At 69.7% G+C, this 18,617-nt stretch carries 18 protein-coding genes; 16 read left to right on the forward strand and 2 right to left on the reverse strand.

The features are described 5' to 3' along the window. Positions 1 to 111: 111 nt before the first annotated feature. From ACLQ2Q_RS10015 to ACLQ2Q_RS10035, 5 genes are read left to right on the forward strand one after another with little or no spacing between them, the layout of a single operon-like run. Positions 112 to 1,167 carry a branched-chain amino acid ABC transporter permease gene (locus ACLQ2Q_RS10015; RefSeq protein ID WP_425820577.1) on the forward strand — a complete coding sequence of 352 codons (1,056 nt, stop codon included), beginning with the start codon at positions 112 to 114 and terminating at the stop codon, positions 1,165 to 1,167. Further along, positions 1,164 to 2,762 (forward strand): AMP-binding protein, encoded by a 1,599-nt coding sequence (locus ACLQ2Q_RS10020; RefSeq protein WP_425820295.1) that lies wholly within the window; start codon positions 1,164 to 1,166, stop codon positions 2,760 to 2,762. Before ACLQ2Q_RS10015 ends, ACLQ2Q_RS10020 begins: the two co-directional genes overlap by 4 nt. Continuing rightward, positions 2,749 to 3,432 (forward strand): TetR/AcrR family transcriptional regulator, encoded by a 684-nt coding sequence (locus ACLQ2Q_RS10025; protein WP_425820296.1) that lies wholly within the window; start codon positions 2,749 to 2,751, stop codon positions 3,430 to 3,432. The genes ACLQ2Q_RS10020 and ACLQ2Q_RS10025 overlap by 14 nt, the downstream gene beginning before the upstream one ends. Then, positions 3,429 to 4,181 carry a 3-hydroxybutyrate dehydrogenase gene (locus ACLQ2Q_RS10030; protein ID WP_425820297.1) on the forward strand — a complete coding sequence of 251 codons (753 nt, stop codon included), beginning with the start codon at positions 3,429 to 3,431 and terminating at the stop codon, positions 4,179 to 4,181. Before ACLQ2Q_RS10025 ends, ACLQ2Q_RS10030 begins: the two co-directional genes overlap by 4 nt. Then, positions 4,178 to 5,101 (forward strand): alpha/beta fold hydrolase, encoded by a 924-nt coding sequence (locus tag ACLQ2Q_RS10035; protein ID WP_425820298.1) that lies wholly within the window; start codon positions 4,178 to 4,180, stop codon positions 5,099 to 5,101. Before ACLQ2Q_RS10030 ends, ACLQ2Q_RS10035 begins: the two co-directional genes overlap by 4 nt. Before the next feature lie 285 nt (positions 5,102 to 5,386). On the opposite strand, the gene ACLQ2Q_RS10040 is transcribed toward ACLQ2Q_RS10035, so the two are convergent. Continuing rightward, positions 5,387 to 6,172 carry an IclR family transcriptional regulator gene (locus ACLQ2Q_RS10040; protein WP_425820299.1) on the reverse strand — a complete coding sequence of 262 codons (786 nt, stop codon included), beginning with the start codon at positions 6,170 to 6,172 and terminating at the stop codon, positions 5,387 to 5,389. A gap of 279 nt (positions 6,173 to 6,451) precedes the next feature. Here ACLQ2Q_RS10040 and ACLQ2Q_RS10045 point away from each other — a divergent pair, with 279 nt between their 5' ends. The 4 genes from ACLQ2Q_RS10045 (at position 6,452) to ACLQ2Q_RS10060 (ending at position 9,705) form a co-directional block, all read left to right on the forward strand. After that, positions 6,452 to 7,270, forward strand: coding sequence for a CoA transferase subunit A (locus ACLQ2Q_RS10045; protein WP_425820300.1), 819 nt, complete (start codon positions 6,452 to 6,454; stop codon positions 7,268 to 7,270). Between the two features lie 5 nt (positions 7,271 to 7,275). Next, the gene (locus tag ACLQ2Q_RS10050) at positions 7,276 to 7,929 is read left to right on the forward strand and encodes a CoA transferase subunit B (RefSeq protein WP_425820578.1); all 654 of its coding nucleotides are present in this window, start codon (positions 7,276 to 7,278) and stop codon (positions 7,927 to 7,929) included. Continuing rightward, positions 7,926 to 9,128 carry an acetyl-CoA C-acetyltransferase gene (locus tag ACLQ2Q_RS10055; protein WP_425820301.1) on the forward strand — a complete coding sequence of 401 codons (1,203 nt, stop codon included), beginning with the start codon at positions 7,926 to 7,928 and terminating at the stop codon, positions 9,126 to 9,128. The genes ACLQ2Q_RS10050 and ACLQ2Q_RS10055 overlap by 4 nt, the downstream gene beginning before the upstream one ends. 133 nt (positions 9,129 to 9,261) lie before the next feature. Next, the gene (locus tag ACLQ2Q_RS10060) at positions 9,262 to 9,705 is read left to right on the forward strand and encodes a GNAT family N-acetyltransferase (RefSeq protein ID WP_425820302.1); all 444 of its coding nucleotides are present in this window, start codon (positions 9,262 to 9,264) and stop codon (positions 9,703 to 9,705) included. 29 nt (positions 9,706 to 9,734) lie between these two features. On the opposite strand, the gene ACLQ2Q_RS10065 is transcribed toward ACLQ2Q_RS10060, so the two are convergent. Further along, complete coding sequence (locus ACLQ2Q_RS10065) at positions 9,735 to 10,004, reverse strand: hypothetical protein (RefSeq protein ID WP_425820303.1); 270 nt, start codon at positions 10,002 to 10,004, stop codon at positions 9,735 to 9,737. A gap of 60 nt (positions 10,005 to 10,064) precedes the next feature. Here ACLQ2Q_RS10065 and ACLQ2Q_RS10070 point away from each other — a divergent pair, with 60 nt between their 5' ends. The 7 genes from ACLQ2Q_RS10070 (at position 10,065) to ACLQ2Q_RS10100 (ending at position 18,607) form a co-directional block, all read left to right on the forward strand. Beyond that, entirely contained in the window at positions 10,065 to 11,552 is a 1,488-nt protein-coding gene (locus tag ACLQ2Q_RS10070) for an alpha,alpha-trehalose-phosphate synthase (UDP-forming) (RefSeq protein WP_425820579.1), read from the forward strand. Continuing rightward, positions 11,549 to 12,403 (forward strand): trehalose-phosphatase, encoded by an 855-nt coding sequence (gene otsB / locus ACLQ2Q_RS10075; RefSeq protein WP_425820304.1) that lies wholly within the window; start codon positions 11,549 to 11,551, stop codon positions 12,401 to 12,403. The genes ACLQ2Q_RS10070 and otsB overlap by 4 nt, the downstream gene beginning before the upstream one ends. Positions 12,404 to 12,412: 9 nt before the next feature. Beyond that, entirely contained in the window at positions 12,413 to 14,119 is a 1,707-nt protein-coding gene (gene ilvD / locus ACLQ2Q_RS10080; protein ID WP_425820305.1) for a dihydroxy-acid dehydratase, read from the forward strand. A 42-nt stretch (positions 14,120 to 14,161) separates the two neighbouring features. Next, positions 14,162 to 15,964: an acetolactate synthase large subunit gene (locus tag ACLQ2Q_RS10085; RefSeq protein WP_425820306.1), complete on the forward strand. Its 1,803-nt coding sequence runs from the start codon at positions 14,162 to 14,164 to the stop codon at positions 15,962 to 15,964. A gap of 4 nt (positions 15,965 to 15,968) precedes the next feature. Then, positions 15,969 to 16,478 (forward strand): acetolactate synthase small subunit, encoded by a 510-nt coding sequence (gene ilvN / locus ACLQ2Q_RS10090; RefSeq protein WP_425820307.1) that lies wholly within the window; start codon positions 15,969 to 15,971, stop codon positions 16,476 to 16,478. A gap of 115 nt (positions 16,479 to 16,593) precedes the next feature. Then, positions 16,594 to 17,619: a ketol-acid reductoisomerase gene (gene ilvC / locus ACLQ2Q_RS10095; RefSeq protein ID WP_425820308.1), complete on the forward strand. Its 1,026-nt coding sequence runs from the start codon at positions 16,594 to 16,596 to the stop codon at positions 17,617 to 17,619. Between the two features lie 145 nt (positions 17,620 to 17,764). Next, a complete protein-coding gene (locus ACLQ2Q_RS10100; RefSeq protein WP_425820309.1) occupies positions 17,765 to 18,607 on the forward strand; it encodes a peptidoglycan-binding domain-containing protein in 843 nt (280 codons plus the stop codon). Positions 18,608 to 18,617: the final 10 nt, after the last annotated feature.

Here is an 18,617-nt window from a genome sequence, read left to right on the forward strand (position 1 = left end):
CCGGATGGACAGGTTCACGGACCGCAGGCTGCGCGACCGGATGCCGCGAGCAGGCGCCTGGACATCCGCGCCCTGATCCCGGCGATCGTCGGCGTCGTTCTGGTCGTCTTCATGGCGATCCTGCCTCTGCTGAACATCTCGATCCCCGGCATCCTGCCCACCCCCACATACATGCCGGGAAGCCTCGCGCTGCTCTCCCTCTGCATGGTGTTCGCCGCGCTCGCGCTGTCGTACAACCTGCTGCTCGGGACGGCCGGGATGCTGTCGTTCGGGCACGCGCTGTATTTCGGCGCCGGCGCCTACGGGCTCGGCATCGTGCTCGAGAACGCGGGCGTTCCGCTGTTTCCCGGCATCCTGATCGCGCTCGTCGGCGGACTCGTCATCGCCCTCGTCACCGGCGCCGTGAGCATGCGGGTGTCGGGCATCCCGTTAGCGATGGTCACCCTCGCCTTCGCGCAGGCCGGCTCGGTGCTCGTGCGGCGCAATCCCCAGGTCACGGGCGGCGAGGAGGGCCTCGGGCTCAACACGGACAACGTGCCGGACTGGCTCGTCGGCGTCGCAGACACGCGCAACCTGTACTGGTTCACGCTGGCCGTTCTCGTGATCGTCTACCTCGTCGTGCTGTGGGTGGACGCGTCGCGCCTGGGACACCTGGCCGAGGCGACCCGCGAGAACGAGCTGCGCGTTCGCGTGCTGGGCCTTCGCCCCTACACCGGGAAGCTCATCATCTTCGTGATCGCGGCGCTGCTCGCGAGCCTCGCCGGCATGGCCTACCTCCTGCTGCAGTCGGGCACGGTGCCCCGCTCCGTCTCGGCCGATCTGACGATCACCGTGCTCGTCATGGTGGTGCTCGGTGGTGTCGGGTTCCGGTGGGGTGCCATCGTGGGGGGCGTGGTGTACACGCTCCTCGACCAGCGCCTCACCGTGCTGGCCGGATCGGACGCCATCGCGGGCCTTCCCGCTGTGCTGCGCGTTCCGCTGTCGGAACCGCTCTTCATCCTCGGAGTGCTGTTCATCCTCGTGGTCATGTTCCTCCCCGGCGGGATCGCCGGTACGGCCGACGCGTGGGTGCGTCGTCGCCGCGGGGAGCGCGCCCGCACCTCGCTCGCCCGCCTCGACGATGCGGATGCCTCGGCCGACACCGCACCCGAAGAGGTGAAGGCGTGACCTGGGAATGGGAGTTCGCCGGGCGCTCGTCGTCGGACGGAGCGCACACCATCGGACGGTGGCTGACCGACCGGGCCGTCGCCTCGCCGGACCGCATCGCGATCGATGACCGCGGCGTCACGATCGGCTACCGCGACCTCGAGACCCGGGCGCACGAACTGGCGCTCGCACTCCGCCGCGCGGGGTACGGTGCCGGCGACCGGATCGCCACGGTGTCGGGCAACTCCATCGATCACGTCGTCGCCTTCTTCGCGTGCGCCAAGGCGGGCGTCGCGTTCGTCCCGCTCTCGTGGCGCCTGACCGCCCGCGAACTGGCCGGGGTCGCGCAGCGCGCCGACGCGCAGCTCGTGCTCGTCGAGGACGAATACGAGGCCGTGGCCGCCGATGCCCTGGTTGTGATGCGGATGGGGACGGATGCCCAGGCGCCGCCCATCGCGACGCTCGGCACGACCGGGGTCGAGGCGCTCGTGCCGCCGCGCGACCCGCGCTTCGGCATCCCGCGCGAGACCCGCGCGGTGCTCGACGACGACCCGCTGCTGATCATCTTCACCTCGGGCAGTGAGGCTGCGCCCAAAGGCGTGGTCCTGACGCATGCCAACTGCTTCTGGAACAACCTCGCACTCGCCGGCGCCGTGCAGCTCACGGCCGATGACGTCGTACTGGCGATGCTTCCGCAGTTCCATGTCGCCGCCTGGAACTGCCAGCCGCTGCTCGCGTGGTGGGTGGGAGCGACCGTGGTGCTCGAGCGCTCGTTCCAGCCGTCCCGCGTGCTGCAGCTGCTGCAGGAGCGCCGGGTCACCACGATGATGGGGGTGCCCACGCAGTACCAGCTGCTGGCGGAGGACGCCCGCTTCGCGGCATCCGATCTCTCGCACCTGCGCACGGCGCTCGTGGGCGGCGCGACGATGCCGCCGGCCCTGTTCGACACGTGGACCGATCGCGGTGTCACACTGACTCAGGGATACGGGCTCACCGAAGCCGCCCCCAACGTGCTCTGTCTCACGCCCGCCGACGCGTCGCGGCATCCGGGCGCCGTCGGTCGCCCCTACCCGCACGTCGATGTCTGCCTTGCGGATCCCGAGACCGGCGAAGTGCTCGAGGGGCCGGTCACAGGCGAGCTGTGGGTACGAGGACCGAGCGTCTTCGCCGGATATCTCGGCGATCCGGATGCCACCCAGCGTGCGCGTTCCGGGGAGTGGCTGCGCACCGGCGACCTCGCAGCGCGCGATGCGGACGGCGTCTATCGGATCGTCGACCGCATCAAGGACATCTTCATCTCCGGCGGCGAGAACGTCGCACCCGCCGAGGTCGAGCAGGCGCTCATGCTGCATCCAGTGATCGAGGCGGCCGCGGTCGTCGGCGTCCCCGATCGCGTCTGGGGCGAGCGGGGCGTCGCATTCGTCGTCGCATCAGGCACGATCGACGAAGCCGAGGTGCTCGCGCACGCTCGTTCCGTGCTCGCCGCCTTCAAACTTCCCGTTCGTGTCGCCTTCGTCGACGAGCTGCCTCGCTCGACGATCGACAAGCTCGCCCGTTCCCGCCTCCGCGATCGCGCGCAGGCCCTCGTGGAGGAGGTGCGCCGTGAGCGCTCCTGACCCGCTGACCCTCGACGACGAGGCCGCCGGCATCTCGCAGGCGACCGGTCGCCCGCTCACCAAACGGGGGGAGGCGACTCGCCGCCGGCTGCTCGAGGCCGCGGAGCACGTGTTCGCCGAGTCCGGCTACCACGAGGCATCCATCGTCAAGATCACCGAGCGCGCGGGCGTGGGGCTCGGCACGTTCTACCTGTACTTCGACGGCAAGCAGGTGATCTTCGAGGCGCTGGTCATCGACCTGAACCGCCGCGTGCGCCACTCGATGGCGGAGGCGATGGCGGGCGCGGCGACGCGCCTCGAGGCCGAGCGCGCGGGATTCGCGGGCTTCTTCCGGTTCACCGCCGAGCACCCGGCGCTCTACCGGGTCGTGCGCGAGGCCGAGTTCGTCTCGCCCGAGACGCTGCGCATGCATTACACGCGCATCGTCGAAGGCTATGAATCGGGACTGCGGGCGGCGCAGGCCGTCGGCGAGGTCGACCCGGCGCTCGATCCGGGAATCACCGCGTGGGCGCTCATGGGGATGGGCGAGCTGATCGGGATGCGGTTCCTGCTGTGGGAGCGGGATGCCGACGGCCGCCCGCCCGCCGAGCTCCCGCCGGCCATCTTCGACGACATGATGCGCTTCATCCACAACGCACTGGCACCACGTGAGCAGGGGGATGCACGATGACCGAGCAGGATCTGAGTGACAAGCGCGCGCTCGTCACGGGCGGCGCGAGCGGCATCGGGCTGGCCTGCGCCCGGGAGTTCGCCGCGCGCGGCGCCCACGTGGTGATCGCGGACCTCGACGGACCGGCGGCGGACGCCGTGGCCGCCGAACTGGGCGGAGAGGCGTGGGCCGTGGACCTCGCGGCCACGACGGCCCTCGACGACCTGACGCTGGAGGTAGACATCCTGGTCAACAACGCGGGCATCCAGCGCGTCAGCCCGATTCCGGAGTTCGATCCAGAGGCGTTCCGCCTCATCCAGCGGCTCATGGTCGAGTCGCCGTTCCTGCTGATCCGCGCGGCGCTGCCCACGATGTACGAACGCGGCTGGGGGCGCATCGTCAACATCTCGAGCGTGCACGGGCTGCGAGCGAGCCCGTTCAAGTCGGCGTACGTCGCGGCCAAGCACGGCCTGGAGGGCCTGTCGAAGGTCACCGCGCTCGAGGGCGGACCCCACGGCGTGACGAGCAACTGCATCAACCCCGGCTACGTCCGCACGCCCCTCGTCGAGAAGCAGATCGCCGACCAGGCCCGCCTGCACGGCATCCTCGAGAGCGAGGTGGTCGAGAAGGTCATGCTGACCGAGAGCGCGATCAAGCGGCTGGTCGACGCGACCGAGGTCGCGTCGCTGGCCGGCTGGCTCGTCTCCGAGAAGGCCGGAATGGTCACGGGCGCCTCGTACACGATGGACGGCGGGTGGACGTCGCGATGACCGCGGGCGCGTATCGAACGCTGGATGTTCCCGTGGCCGGGGGAGAACTCCGGGTCGGGGTCTGGGAACCCCAGGGAGCGGAGGATCCGGATGCCGCGCCCGCCGTACTCCTGATCCACGGGGTGACGGCATCCCACCTGTCCTGGCCGCTGGTTGCGGAGCGCCTGCCTTTCGCGCGGGTGATCGCTCCCGACCTCCGGGGCCGCGGGCGCAGCAACGGCCTCGAAGGCCGCGCCGGGCTGGACACCCACGCCGCGGACCTGGTCGCCGTGCTCGACGCGCTCGGCGTGCAGCGCGCGATCGTCGTCGGACACTCGATGGGCGCGTTCGTGGCCCTCGTGCTGGGCGACCTGTACCCCGACCGCGTGTCGCGGATCGTGCTGGTGGACGGAGGCCTGCCGCTGGACCTGCCCGACGGCCTGTCGCCCGAGGGCACCATCAAGCTCGTGCTCGGACCGACGGCCGAACGGCTGGCGATGCGATTCGCCTCGGTCGATGCGTACCTCGACTTCTGGCGCGCGCACCCCGCGTTCCGGCGGGACTGGTCGCCGGCGCTCGAGGCGTATCTCGCGTACGACCTCGTCGGGCAGGAGCCCCACCTTCGGCCCGCGACGAGCTATGCGACGCTCGAAGAGGACTCGATCGATCAGAACTCCGGGACCGCGATCGCCGACGCGCTGGCGAGGCTGCGGCATCCGACCGTGCTCCTGACCGCCGAGCGCGGACTGCTCGACCAGGTCCCGCCGCTGTACGGGGAGGATCGGCTGCCCGGACTGCTCGCCGCCTATCCGGGACTCGAGCACGTGCCGGTCCCCGACGTGAACCACTACACGATCGCCCTCTCCGACCGGGGCGCGGACGCCGTCGCCTCCGTGGTGCGCGAGCACGCCAGGATCCCGGCGGACACAACGCAGGACTGAGCGCCGTGCAGGGCCGAGTTCGGGACGCCCGCGCCCCGATTCGACCCCGTTCTCCTGCGTTGTGTACGTGGGGCGGGGGCCGTTCGGACGTGTGCGTCGCGCGCCGGTCGGGTGGGTGTGGCCCGCCGGGGGCGCCGAGCTGCCGGTCGGCCCAGGACGCCGCCGATCACCGGGGAGCAGATCCGCGGTCCGCAGGCCCCTGGGGTGCGGATTCGTCGCTTTCGCGCCCGGATCTGCTCCCGAGTGCTCGGTCCGCTCCCCCCGCCGCGGCGCACCACCGGCGGGTCAGCGGCCCGAGGCCGCGATCCGGGTCGTGAGCTGGTGGGCGTGTGCAAGCAGCGTTCGGCCGAGGGACGGAAGCCGATCGGGGCCGAACCGGAACTCCACGCCCGTCAGGCTCAGCGCCCACTCCGGCTGGCCGGCGCGGTTGAAGACCGCCGCACCCAGACCCCAGCTGCCCTTGACGATGAGCCCGGGGTTGACCGCGTACCCGCGATCGCGGGTGTCCGCGATGCGGGCACGCAGCGGGCGGGGGGCGTGCGGGCGCCCGAAGCGCTCCGGCAGCTCGGGATGCCGCTCGAGGTAGGCCTCGACATCCGCCTCCGGCAGGAACGCGAGGATCGCGAGCCCCGCCGACGCCACGCCGAGCGGGAACCGCACGCCCTCGCTGAGCACGAACGACCGGATCGGGAAGCTGCCCTCTTCGCGCAGCAGGCAGACCGTCTCATCGGCGCGCCGCACGGACAGGAACGCGCTCTCCTCCGTCTTCACGGCGAGCGATCGCACGATGTCGCGCGCGAGACCCGTCACGTCGTACCGCGCGGCCGCGACGCTACCCATCAGGAACAGCTCGGGCCCCGGCATCCACCGTGCGGTGTTCTCATCCTGGTCGACGAGTCCCTCCACGCGGAGAGCGGTGAGCAGCCGGTGGGCGGTGGAACGCGAGAGGTCGGCCTGCCGCGCGAGCTCCTGGACGCCTGCCCCCATCTCGCCGGCGGCCGTCACGAGCCGCAGCAGCCGCGCCGCCCGCGCGATCGCCTGGGCACCGGGCACCGAGGTCGTCCGTTCCATAATGTGGACACTAGGTCCCATAGAACCCACATCACAAGCGGGCGCTTGAGACCTGCGTGCATACGGGAGCAGATTGGATCTGGCAACCCTGTCGGAACGCCGTGCACCGGGCCGCGGGCAGCGGTTCTGCGCCGCGGTGCTCGCTGAAACCCAGGGTGCTCACCGAATGCAGTGCTCACCGAAACCGAGGGTGCACCGAAACCGAGGATGCACCGAAACCGAGGGTGCGCCGAAACCGGCGCCCACGACGACCAGTGTTCGACGAAGGAGTGGCAACACGTGATCGACAAGACGTACGCATCGGCGGCGGAAGCCGTTGCCGACATCCCGGACGGCGCAAGCCTCGCCGTCGGCGGATTCGGGCTCTCCGGCAACCCGATCGCCCTCATCGAAGCGCTGCTCGCGCAGGGAACGAGCGACCTCAGCATCGTCTCCAACAACTGCGGGGTGGATGACTGGGGCCTCGGCATCCTGCTGAACGCCAAGCGCATCCGCAAGATGACCTCGTCGTACGTCGGCGAGAACAAGGAGTTCGAGCGGCAGTTCCTCTCCGGCGAGCTCGAACTCGAGCTGACGCCCCAGGGCACGCTCGCCGAGAAGCTCCGCGCCGGAGGCTCCGGCGTTGCGGCCTTCTTCACGCAGACCGGCGTGGGGACGCAGGTGGCCGAGGGCGGCCTTCCTCGTCGCTACGACGGCAACGGCGGCATCGCGGTCGCATCGCCGGTGAAGGACGTGCGCACCTTCGATGTCAGCGGCGCCCCTCGCGAGTACGTGCTCGAGGAGGCGATCGTCACCGACTTCGCCCTCGTGCACGCGCTGAAGGGCGACCGGCACGGCAACCTGATCTTCAACAAGGCCGCCCGCAACTTCAACCCACTCGCCGCGATGGCGGGCAAGGTGTGCATCGCCCAGGTCGAGCAGCTCGTCGAGCCGGGCGAGCTCGACCCGGACCAGGTGCACCTGCCGGGAATCTACGTGCACCGCATCATCGAGGTCGGCACCGACATCGAGAAGCGCATCGAGCGCCGCACCGTCAGCGTCGACCGTTCGACAGGCTCACGGACCGATACCTCGGCCCCGATGCCGGAAGGAGCGTGACCGCCATGGCCCTCACCCGCAACGAGATGGCGGCCCGCGCGGCCGCCGAGCTCACCGACGGCTCGTACGTGAACCTCGGCATCGGTCTGCCGACCCTCGTCCCGAACTTCGTGCCCGAAGGCGTCACGCTCGTGCTGCAGTCCGAGAACGGCATCCTCGGCGTAGGCCCGTACCCGAGCGAAGAAGCCGTCGATCCCGACCTCATCAACGCCGGCAAGGAGACGGTGACGACGCTCCCCGGTGCGTCGTTCTTCGACTCGGCGACGAGCTTCGGCATGATCCGCGGCGGAAAGATCGATGCGGCGATCCTCGGCGCGGTGCAGGTCTCCGCCACCGGTGACCTCGCCAACTGGATGATCCCCGGCAAGATGGTCAAGGGACCGGGCGGCGCGATGGACCTCGTGCACGGCGCCGCCAAGGTCATCGTGCTGATGGAGCATGTCGCCCGCGACGGATCGGCCAAGATCGTTGACGAATGCTCTCTCCCGCTCACCGGCAAGGGCGTGGTCGACCGGATCATCACGGACCTCGCGGTCATCGACGTGACGGATGCCGGACTCGTACTCGTCGAGACGGCCCCCGGCGTCACCGTCGACCAGGTGCGAGAGGCCACCGAGCCGACCCTTCTCGTCTCCGACGCGCTTAAGGTGGCCTCATGAATTCCCGCACCGCCCTCGACACCGGCGACGTCGTGCTCGTCGCCGCCGCCCGCACGCCGCAGGGCCGGCTCAAGGGCCAGCTGGCCCCGCTGACGGCGACGCAGCTCGGCTCGATCGCGATCCGCGGCGCTCTCGAGCGCGGGGGCATCCCCGCCGACGCCGTCGACGCGGTGGTCGTCGGGCAGGTCCTTCAAGCCGGGGCCGGCCAGAACCCCGCCCGCCAGGCCGCCGTCGGCGCCGGCATCCCGTGGACCGTGCACTCCGTCGCCGTCAACAAGGTGTGCCTGTCCGGCCTCACCGCCATCATCGACGCGAAGCGCATGATCCAGACCGGCGATGCGGATGTCGTCGTCGCGGCCGGCATGGAATCCATGACGCGTTCGCCCCACCTGCTGATGGGCTCTCGCGACGGCTGGAACTACGGCAGCGTCGAGGTGCTCGACTCCATGGCGTACGACGGCCTGACCGACGCCTACGACTCCGAGAGCATGGGCGCCTCCACCGAGCGGCACAACGAGCGCTACGGAATCGATCGAACGACTCAGGATGCCGTGGCCGCCCGCTCGCACCAGCGCGCCGCGGCCGCCCAGGCTGCTGGCGTCTTCGATGCCGAGATCGTGCCGGTCGAGATCCCGCAGCGCAAGGGCGACCCGGTGGTCGTCACGAAGGACGAAGGCATCCGGCCCGACACCACGGTGGAGACCCTCGCCGGTCTGCGTGCCGCGTTCGCCGCCGGCGGCTCGATCACCGCCGGCAACTCGTCTCAGATCTCGGATGGCGCATCCGCCGTCGTGCTCACCACACGGGCCCACGCTGATGAGAAGGGGTGGCCCGTGCTCGCGGTCATCGGATCCTCCGGTCAGGTCGCCGGCCCCGACAACTCCCTCCACTCACAGCCGTCGCGGGCGATCTCCAACGCGTGCAAGAAGCAGGGCATCGAGCCCGCGGACCTCGACCTGGTCGAGATCAACGAGGCGTTCGGCGCGGTCGTCGCGGCGTCACAGGCGGAGCTGTCGCTGTCGGACGATGTCGTGAACATCCACGGCGGCGGCATCGCCATCGGCCACCCCATCGGTGCGTCCGGCAACCGCCTCGTCGTGCACGCGGTGCACGAGCTCGTCCGTCGAGGAGGCGGCACGGCGGCCGTCGGCCTCTGCGGCGGTGGGGGACAGGGCGAGGCCCTCATCCTCACCCGCTAGGGCGACCCCTCGACAGCTCGGGGACCCGGGAGGATTGCTGAGGGGCGACCCTCGACAGGCTCGTGGACCGGGGGGATCGGTGAGCCGCGTTCGGTCGCTGAGCCTGTCGAAGCGTCGGAGTACCCTCGGCAGGGTGACGACGATTGCGCGATTGACGGCATCCGACCACGACGAGTGGCTGTCGCTCTGGTCGGGATACCTCGACTTCTACGAGAGCGTCCTGACGCGGGAGCAGACCGAGCTGACCTTCCAGCGCATCCTCGACGCCGACTCCGGGATCCACGGCGCCATCGCTCGGGATGACGGGGGCCGCGCAATCGGCATCACCCACTGGCTCACGCATCCGGCGACCTGGTCGGCCGGTCCGTACTGCTATCTGGAGGACCTGTATGTCGACCCGGCCGTGCGGCGTTCCGGGGCCGGCGCGGCGCTGATCGAGCATGTCCGGGACTGGGCGCGGGAGCATGGCTGCGCGAAGGTGTACTGGCTTACCCAGGAGCACAACCGAACGGCCCGTTCGCTGTACGGCCGGGTCGCTGAGGACACCGGCTTCGTGCATTACGAGATCGAGCTCTGACACGAAGCCCGAGCCCCCCGGCCTTCGGACTACCGCGTCGACGCCTCGATCTTGCGAAGGCGCTTCGCGCGCAGCTTCGCTTCCTTCCCGTGCGCGGGTGAGTCCGGGTCGATGGGCGCACCCATAGCGGCGCGGCGCATGTCGACGATCGCCCCGACCGCGAGGGCGAAGGTGATACCCCAGCTGATCCACCCCAGCGCCTCCCGCCAGGTGAATCTGCTGTCTCGCGACCCGCGCAGCAGTGTGAGTCCTCCGACGATCGCCGGGATTATGCCGCTACCGAACAAGTACTTCCGCATGGCCCCACGCTATCGCGACCGTTCGCTCGGATGGTGCCCCTTGACACCGGGCTGATCGCGATGCGAGGGCACGGTAGCCTGGAAAGACCGCGCCACCCACCGGCAGGAGCACGTGTGCCTCAGGCAGATTTCGTCGTCGTCGCGAACCGGCTTCCGGTCGATCGCGTCACGGATCCCGATGGCGAGCATTCCTGGCGGCGGTCGCCCGGTGGCCTCGTCACCGCCCTCGAGCCGGTCATGCGCCGCGCGGAGGGCGCGTGGGTCGGATGGCCGGGACAGCCGGACCTCGAGCTCGAGCCCTTCGATTTCGACGGGACGCATCTCGTTCCGATCTCGCTGAGCGCCGAGGACGTCGAGCTCTATTACGAGGGCTTCTCCAACGACACGATCTGGCCGCTCTACCACGACGTGATCGCCGAGCCCCGTTACAGCCGTCCCTGGTGGGACGCGTATGTACGCGTGAACCAGCGGTTCGCCGAGGCTGCGGCATCCGCCCTCGCCGAGAACGGCACCGTATGGGTGCAGGACTATCAACTCCAGCTCGTGCCGAAGATGATCCGCGAACTGCGGCCCGACGCGACGATCGGCTACTTCCACCACATACCCTTCCCGGCATACGGCTTGTTCTCGCAGCTGCCGTGGCGTCGCCAGGTTCTCGAGGGACTGCTCGGCGCCGACGTCATCGGCTTCCAGCGCGTGGCGGATGCCGGGAACTTCGCGCGCGCCGTGCGGCGGCAGCTGCGCTTCGAGACGAAGGCGTCCGGCATCACCGTGCCGCTCGCCGACGGCACGACCCGCATCGCCCGTGCCCGCGCGTTCCCGATCTCGATCGACGCGGCCTCGTATGTGCAGCTGGCCCGCAAGCCCGAGGTGCGTGCGCGCGCGGCGGAGATCCGCGAGAGCCTCGGCAACCCGAAGAAGATCCTGCTCGGCGTCGATCGCCTCGACTACACGAAGGGCATCGGCCATCGGCTCAAGGCCTACGGCGAACTGCTCGCCGAGGGCCGGCTCAACGTCGAGGACGTCACGCTCGTGCAGGTCGCGAGCCCGAGTCGCGAGCGGGTCGAGGCCTACATGTCGCTGCGCGACGAGATCGAGCTGACCGTGAGCCGCATCAACGGCGACGTCGACACGATGGGCCATTCGGCGATCCGCTACCTTCACCAGGGCTACCCCCGGGAGGAGATGGTCTCGCTGTTCCTTGCCGCCGACGTGATGCTGGTCACGGCCCTCCGCGACGGCATGAACCTCGTCGCGAAGGAGTACGTCGCGACGCGCACCGACAACCGCGGGGTGCTCGTGCTGAGCGAGTTCACCGGAGCGTCGGATGAGCTGGGCAGCGCGATCCGGATCAATCCCCACGACATCGAGGGCCTGAAGGACGCGATCATGCGCGCCATCGAAATGCCGGGAGCGGAGCAAGGGCGCCGGATGCGCGCACTCCGGCGTCGCGTGATGGAGCACGACGTCGACGCCTGGTCGCGGGACTTCCTGCGGGCGCTCGAGCGGGCCAAGCGCGAGGACGCGCAGACGGAGGCGGCACGATGACCTCGGAACTCGACGACACGGCGCTGGAGAACGACACGGCGCTGGGCCAGACGACGGCGCTCGACCAGACGACGGTCGACGCGGTGCGCCGCATCGCGGCATCCGAGAGGCTGCTGATCGCGCTCGACTTCGACGGCACCCTGGCGCCCCTCGAGGACGAGCCAATGCGCGCCCGTGCACTTCCCGAGGCGATCGCGGCGATCGACCGTCTGACGGCGCTGCCGGACACGACGGTCGCCTTCGTCTCCGGACGGCAGCTCGCCGACCTGGTCGTGATCTCCGAGCACACCGACGCGTCGCTCATCCATCTCGCCGGATCGCACGGCGCGGAGTTCTGGCACCCGGCGTCCAGCCGCGTCGCCGCGCGTCCTATGGCCGACGACGTCGCCGAGCGCGCGCACGCGGATGCGATCGTGGATTCCGCGCGCGACCTGGTCGCGAACATCCCCGGCGCATGGATCGAGCCCAAGGCCTTCGGGTTCGGGCTGCACACCCGCCTCGCGGACGACGCCGCCACCGTGCGGGCGACCGACGCGATCGACGAGCTCGTCACCACCCGCGTCCCCCGGTGGCGCCGGCGCGTCGGCCGCGACATCCTCGAGTACGCCTGGCGACACGAAGGCAAGGACACCGCGGTCGAGGCCCTCAGAGAGCTCAGCGGGGCGACCGCCGTGCTCTTCGCGGGCGACGACGTGACCGACGAGGACGCCCTGGCGAGCCTCGGGCCCGATGACCTCGGCGTACGCGTCGGAGAAGGCAGGACGGCGGCGTCCGTTCGCGTTCCGGATGCCGCATCGCTGGCCGTGCTGCTCGATCTGCTCGGCACCTTCCGCGCCGAGCGCTCGCAATAGACTGCAGGAATGGCGTCAGACACCTCCGCTCCCGACATCAAACCCCGCAGCCGCGTCGTCACAGACGGCATCGAAGCGACCACGTCGCGCGGCATGCTGCGCGCCGTCGGGATGGGCGACGCCGACTGGGAGAAGCCCCAGATCGGCATCGCGTCGAGCTGGAACGAGATCACCCCCTGCAACCTGAGCCTGGACCGCCTGGCACAGGGCGCCAAGGAGGGCGTGCACTCCGGCGGCGGGTATCCGCTGCAGTTCGGCACCATCTCCGTCTCGGACGGCATCTCGATGGGCCACGAGGGCATGCACTTCTCGCTCGTCTCGCGCGAGGTCATCGCCGACTCGGTCGAGACCGTCGTGATGGCGGAGCGCCTCGACGGCACCGTCCTGCTTGCGGGGTGCGACAAGTCGATCCCGGGCATGCTCATGGCAAGCGCCCGCCTCGATCTCTCCAGCGTCTTCCTGTACGCCGGATCGATCGCCCCTGGTTGGGTGAAGCTCAGTGACGGCACCGAGAAGGACATCACGATCATCGACTCCTTCGAGGGCGTCGGCGCGTGCATGGCGGGCCGGATGACGGAGGCCGACCTCAAGCGCATCGAGTGCGCCTTCGCGCCGGGCGAGGGTGCCTGCGGCGGCATGTACACCGCGAACACGATGGCGTCGGTCGCCGAAGCCCTTGGCCTGAGCCTGCCCGGCTCCGCGGCGCCGCCCGCGGCCGACCGTCGCCGTGACTACTACGCGCATCGCTCCGGCGAGGCTGTGGTCAACCTGCTGCGCCTGGGCATCACCACGAGCGACATCCTCACCAAGGAGGCGTTCGAGAACGCGATCGCCCTCGCCATGGCGCTCGGAGGATCGACCAACGTCGTGCTGCATCTGCTGGCCATCGCTCGCGAGGCTCAGGTGGATCTGACCCTGCACGACTTCAACCGCATCGGCGACAAGACCCCCCACATCGCCGACATGAAGCCGTTCGGCAAGTACGTGATGAACGACGTCGACCGCCACGGCGGCATCCCGGTCATCATGAAGGCGATGCTCGACGAGGGCCTGCTGCACGGCGACGCCCTCACCGTGACGGGCAAGACGCTCGCCGAGAATCTGCGCGACCTCGACCCCGACCCGATCGATGGCACCGTGATCCACACCATCGACGATCCGATCCATGCCACCGGCGGCATCACGATCCTGCACGGCTCGCTCGCCCCCGAGGGGGCGGTCGTCAAGTCCGCCGGGTTCGACGCGAACGTGTTCGAGGGACCGGCCCGCGTCTTCGAGCGGGAGCGCGCCGCGATGGACGCCCTCGAGGCGGGGGAGATCGCCGCCGGGGATGTCGTCGTCATCCGCTACGAGGGACCGAAGGGCGGCCCGGGAATGCGCGAGATGCTCGCCATCACGGCCGCCATCAAGGGAGCCGGGCTCGGAAAAGATGTACTACTCTTGACGGACGGCAGATTCTCAGGCGGCACAACCGGCCTGTGCATCGGCCACATAGCACCCGAAGCGGTGGACTCAGGTCCGATCGCCTTCGTGCGCGATGGTGATCTGATACGGGTCGATATCGCGGCTCGCACTCTCGACCTACTCGTCGACGAGGCTGAGCTGAGCTCCCGCCGGGACGGCTGGGAGCCACTTCCTCCGCGCTATACCCGAGGCGTTCTGGCCAAGTACTCCCGACTCGTGCGCTCCGCTGCAGAGGGCGCGACGACGGGCTGAGGCCCGTCCCCGACATCCATCCGCAATCGCAAGGACACTCCCATGCCTGCCGAAACCGCCACGGCCGTACCTCGGCCACCCGCTCGCGCCGCGTCAACGCCCGTGCTCACGGGCGCGCAGGCGGTCGTCCGCTCCCTCGAGCTGCTGGGCGTCACCGACGTCTTCGGCCTCCCGGGCGGTGCCATCCTTCCCGTCTACGACCCGCTGATGGACTCCACCGAGCTGCGGCACATCCTCGTGCGCCACGAGCAGGGCGCCGGCCACGCGGCCGAGGGCTACGCCGCGGCCTCGAACAAGATCGGGGTGGCGATCGCCACGTCGGGCCCCGGCGCCACGAACCTGGTCACGGCCATCGCCGACGCCTACATGGACTCTGTGCCGATCGTCTGCATCACCGGCCAGGTCTTCTCGAACCTGATGGGCACCGACGCGTTCCAGGAGGCCGACATCGTCGGCATCACGATGCCGATCACGAAGCACTCGTTCCTCGTGAAGCGCCCGGAGGACATCCCCGGAGCGATCGCCGCCGCGTTCGAGGTGGCGGGCACCGGTCGGCCCGGCCCCGTGCTCGTGGACATCACGAAGGACGCCCAGCAGGCCGAGGCGCCGTTCATCTGGCCGCCGCGGATCGACCTTCCCGGCTACCGGCCCGTCACCAAGGCGCACGGCAAGCAGATCCAGGCGGCGGCGCAGCTGCTCGCCGAGGCGAAGCGGCCGGTGCTCTACGTCGGCGGCGGCGTGATCCGGTCCCAGGCGTCGGCCGAGCTGCTCGCCCTCGCCGAGACGACGGGCGCACCGGTGGTCACCACGTTGATGGCGCGCGGCGCGTTCCCGGACTCGCACCAGCAGCACCTCGGCATGCCGGGCATGCACGGCACGGTTCCGGCCGTGCTGGCGCTGCAGGAGGCCGACCTGCTCGTCTCGCTCGGCTCGCGGTTCGATGACCGCGTGACGGGCAAGGCGGCGCTGTTCGCGCCCAAGGCGAAGGTCGTGCACGTCGACATCGACCCCGCCGAGATCGGCAAGATCCGCGCCGCCGAGGTGCCGATCGTCGGTGACCTCAAGGACGTGCTCGTCGACCTCGAGGGCGCGTTCCGCGGTCAGACCGACGGCGCGAAGCCCGACTACGAGGAGTGGTGGTCGTACCTCGACGGCCTGCGTGCGGAGTTCCCGCTCGGCTATGCACCCACCACCGACGGGCTGATGGCACCCCAGTACGTGATCTCGCGCATCGGCGAGCTGACCGGGCCGGAGGGGATCTTCGCCGCCGGCGTCGGACAGCACCAGATGTGGGCGGCGCAGTTCATCAAGTACGAGCGGCCGAACGCCTGGCTCAACTCCGGCGGCGCCGGAACGATGGGCTACGCGGTGCCCGCCGCGATGGGGGCGAAGGTCGCCGAGCCGGACCGCCACGTGTGGGCGATCGACGGCGACGGCTGCTTCCAGATGACCAACCAGGAGCTCGCGACCTGTGCGATCAACAGCATCCCGATCAAGGTCGCCATCATCAACAACTCCTCGCTGGGCATGGTGCGCCAGTGGCAGACGCTGTTCTACAACGGCCGCTACTCGCACACCGACCTGAACACGGGTCACGACACCATCCGCATCCCCGACTTCGTGAAGCTGGCGGAGGCGTACGGATGCCTCGCGATCCGCGTTGAGCGGGAAGAGGACGTGGATGCCGCGATCAAGCTCGCGCTCGAGACGAACGATCGCCCCGTGGTGATCGACTTCGTCGTGAGCGCCGACGCGATGGTGTGGCCGATGGTGCCGCAGGGCGTCAGCAACAGCTACGTGCAGTACGCGAAGGACCACTCGCCGTCGTTCGAAGAGGAGGCCTGAGCGTATGCCCAGCCATGTGCTGAGTCTCCTCGTGGAGAACAAACCCGGTCTGCTGACCCGCGTGGCGGGGCTGTTCGCGCGGCGGGGCTTCAACATCGAGTCGCTCGCGGTGGGTGTCACGGAGATTCCGGGGCTCTCGCGCATCACGGTCGTCGTCGACGTCGAGGAGCTGCCGCTCGAGCAGGTGACGAAGCAGCTCAACAAGCTGATCAACGTCATCAAGATCGTGGAACTCGACCCCGTCGCATCCGTGCAGCGCGAGCACATGCTCGTGAAGGTGCGGGCCGACAACGCCACCCGATCGAACGTGCTCGAGGTCGTGAACCTGTTCCGCGGCTCGATCGTCGACTACGCCCCCGACGCACTCGTGGTGGAGGTGACCGGCGACTCCGGCAAGGTCGACGCCTTCCTCCGTGCGCTCGAGCCCTTCGGCATCCGGGAGCTGGCGCAATCCGGCCTGCTCGCCATCGGGCGCGGCGGCAAGAGCATCACCGAGCGCGTCCTGCGTGCGTGAGAACTGTCCCGGTCGCTGTAGTTCGACAGGCTCACTAACCGGTCGAAGCGTCGCGACCACAGCACGACCCCTCGACAGGCTCGGGGACCGATATCCGAACAAGGAGAAACAACACGTGACCGAGATCTTCTATGACTCCGACGCCGACCTCGCGCTCATCCAGAGCAAGAAGGTCGCGATCGTGGGCTATGGCTCGCAGGGCCACGCCCACGCACTGAACCTGCGCGACTCCGGCGTCGAGGTCGTCGTCGCCCTCAAGGAGGGCTCGTCCTCGATCCAGAAGGCCGAAGAGGCCGGCTTCACCGTCAAGACGGTGGCGGATGCCGCGGAGTGGGCCGATGTGGTGGTCATCCTTGCGCCCGACCAGCACCAGCGCGGCATCTACGCCGAGTCGATCAAGGACAAGCTGACCGAGGGCAAGGCCCTGATCTTCAGCCACGGCTTCAACATCCGCTTCGGCTACATCCAGGCGCCGGAGGGCGTCGATGTCCTGCTCGTCGCGCCGAAGGGCCCGGGGCACACCGTGCGTCGCGAGTTCGAGGCCGGCCGCGGGGTGCCGATCATCGCGGCCGTCGAGGTCGACGCATCCGGCACCGCATGGGACCTCGCGTGGTCGTATGCGAAGGCGATCGGCGGCCTGCGCGCCGGGGGCATCAAGACCACGTTCACCGAAGAGACCGAGACCGATCTGTTCGGCGAGCAGGCCGTGCTCTGCGGCGGCACGTCGCAGCTGGTGCAGTACGGCTTCGAGACGCTGATCGAGGCCGGCTACCAGCCGCAGATCGCCTACTTCGAGGTGCTGCACGAGCTGAAGCTGATCGTCGACCTCATGTGGGAGGGGGGCATCGCCAAGCAGCGCTGGTCGATCTCCGACACGGCGGAGTACGGCGATTACGTCTCCGGTCCGCGGGTCATCGACCCCAGCGTCAAGGAGAACATGAAGGCCGTGCTCGCCGACATCCAGTCCGGTGCGTTCGCCGAGCGCTTCATCGCAGACCAGGACGCCGGAGCCCCGGAGTTCCTGGCGCTGCGCGAGAAGGGGGCGAACCACCCGATCGAGGCGACGGGCAAGGAGTTGCGCGCGCTCTTCGCGTGGAAGCAGCAGGATGCCGATTACACCGAGGGATCCGCCGCGCGCTGAGTCCGCGCTCGGTCCCTCGGCCGGCTGACTCCCGGCATCGACAAGGGCCGCCCCTCCGAGGGGCGGCCCTTCGTCATGCGCGGCGTTCATCCTCTTCCGTTTGCGGACGCCCTGAGCCACGCTGAAGGGTGGAAGGGATACTGGCATGAACCTCGAACCTTGGAGCACCGTCGGAGCGGGCGCCACCGGACCGGTGGTGACCGGCATCCAGTTCCTCCTTCGGGCTCGAGCGCACGCGGTCGCGGCCGACGGCGTGTATGGCCCCGCGACGGGTGCCGCCGTCGCCGCGTTCCAGTCGGCGGCGGGGGTGCCATCGGATGGCATCGTCGGTCCCGAGACCTGGCCGCAGCTCGTCGTCTCGACCGGCCCTGGTTCGACCGGCGACGCAGTCCGCGCCGTGCAGCAGTTCGGGCTGCTCACCATGCCCGGCGACCAGCCCCTCGCCGTGGACGGCGAGTACGGGCCGCTCACCACGGATCGGGTGAGCTTCTTCCAGGAGTCATGGGGCCTCTCGATGGACGGCTTCGCCGGTCCCGAGACGTGGTCGTTCCTGAGCACCGCACTGCCGGGGCCGCGGCCATGGCCCCTGGTGAAGCAGGGCGCGACGCAGGCGACCAACTGGCGGGTGCTCGCCGCCCAGCACCTGCTTCGAGCCAGGGGCCACGACATCGCCGCCGACGGCGACTTCGGCCTCGAGAGCGGGGGCGCCGTCATGGCGTTCCAGAGGACCCTGCGAGACACCGAGATCAGCACGAACCTGGGGCAGCTGGACTGGCCGGCGCTCGTTATCACCGTGCGCCAGGGCGACAGCGGCGAGGCCGTGCGGGCTTCGCAGACGCTGCTCGGCGGCGGGCTGGTGGTCGACGGAGAGTTCGGTCCTCAGACGGACGAAGCCGTGCGGGCCTTCCAGAAGAGCTTCGCTCCGCCCGCCGACGGGATCGTCGGTCCGGTGACCTGGCACGCGCTGACGCTGCGGATCTTCGACTGACGCAGCCGCC

The sequence above is a fragment of the Microbacterium sp. DT81.1 genome, assembly GCF_049844955.1.
In the GTDB taxonomy this organism is placed as follows: domain Bacteria; phylum Actinomycetota; class Actinomycetes; order Actinomycetales; family Microbacteriaceae; genus Microbacterium.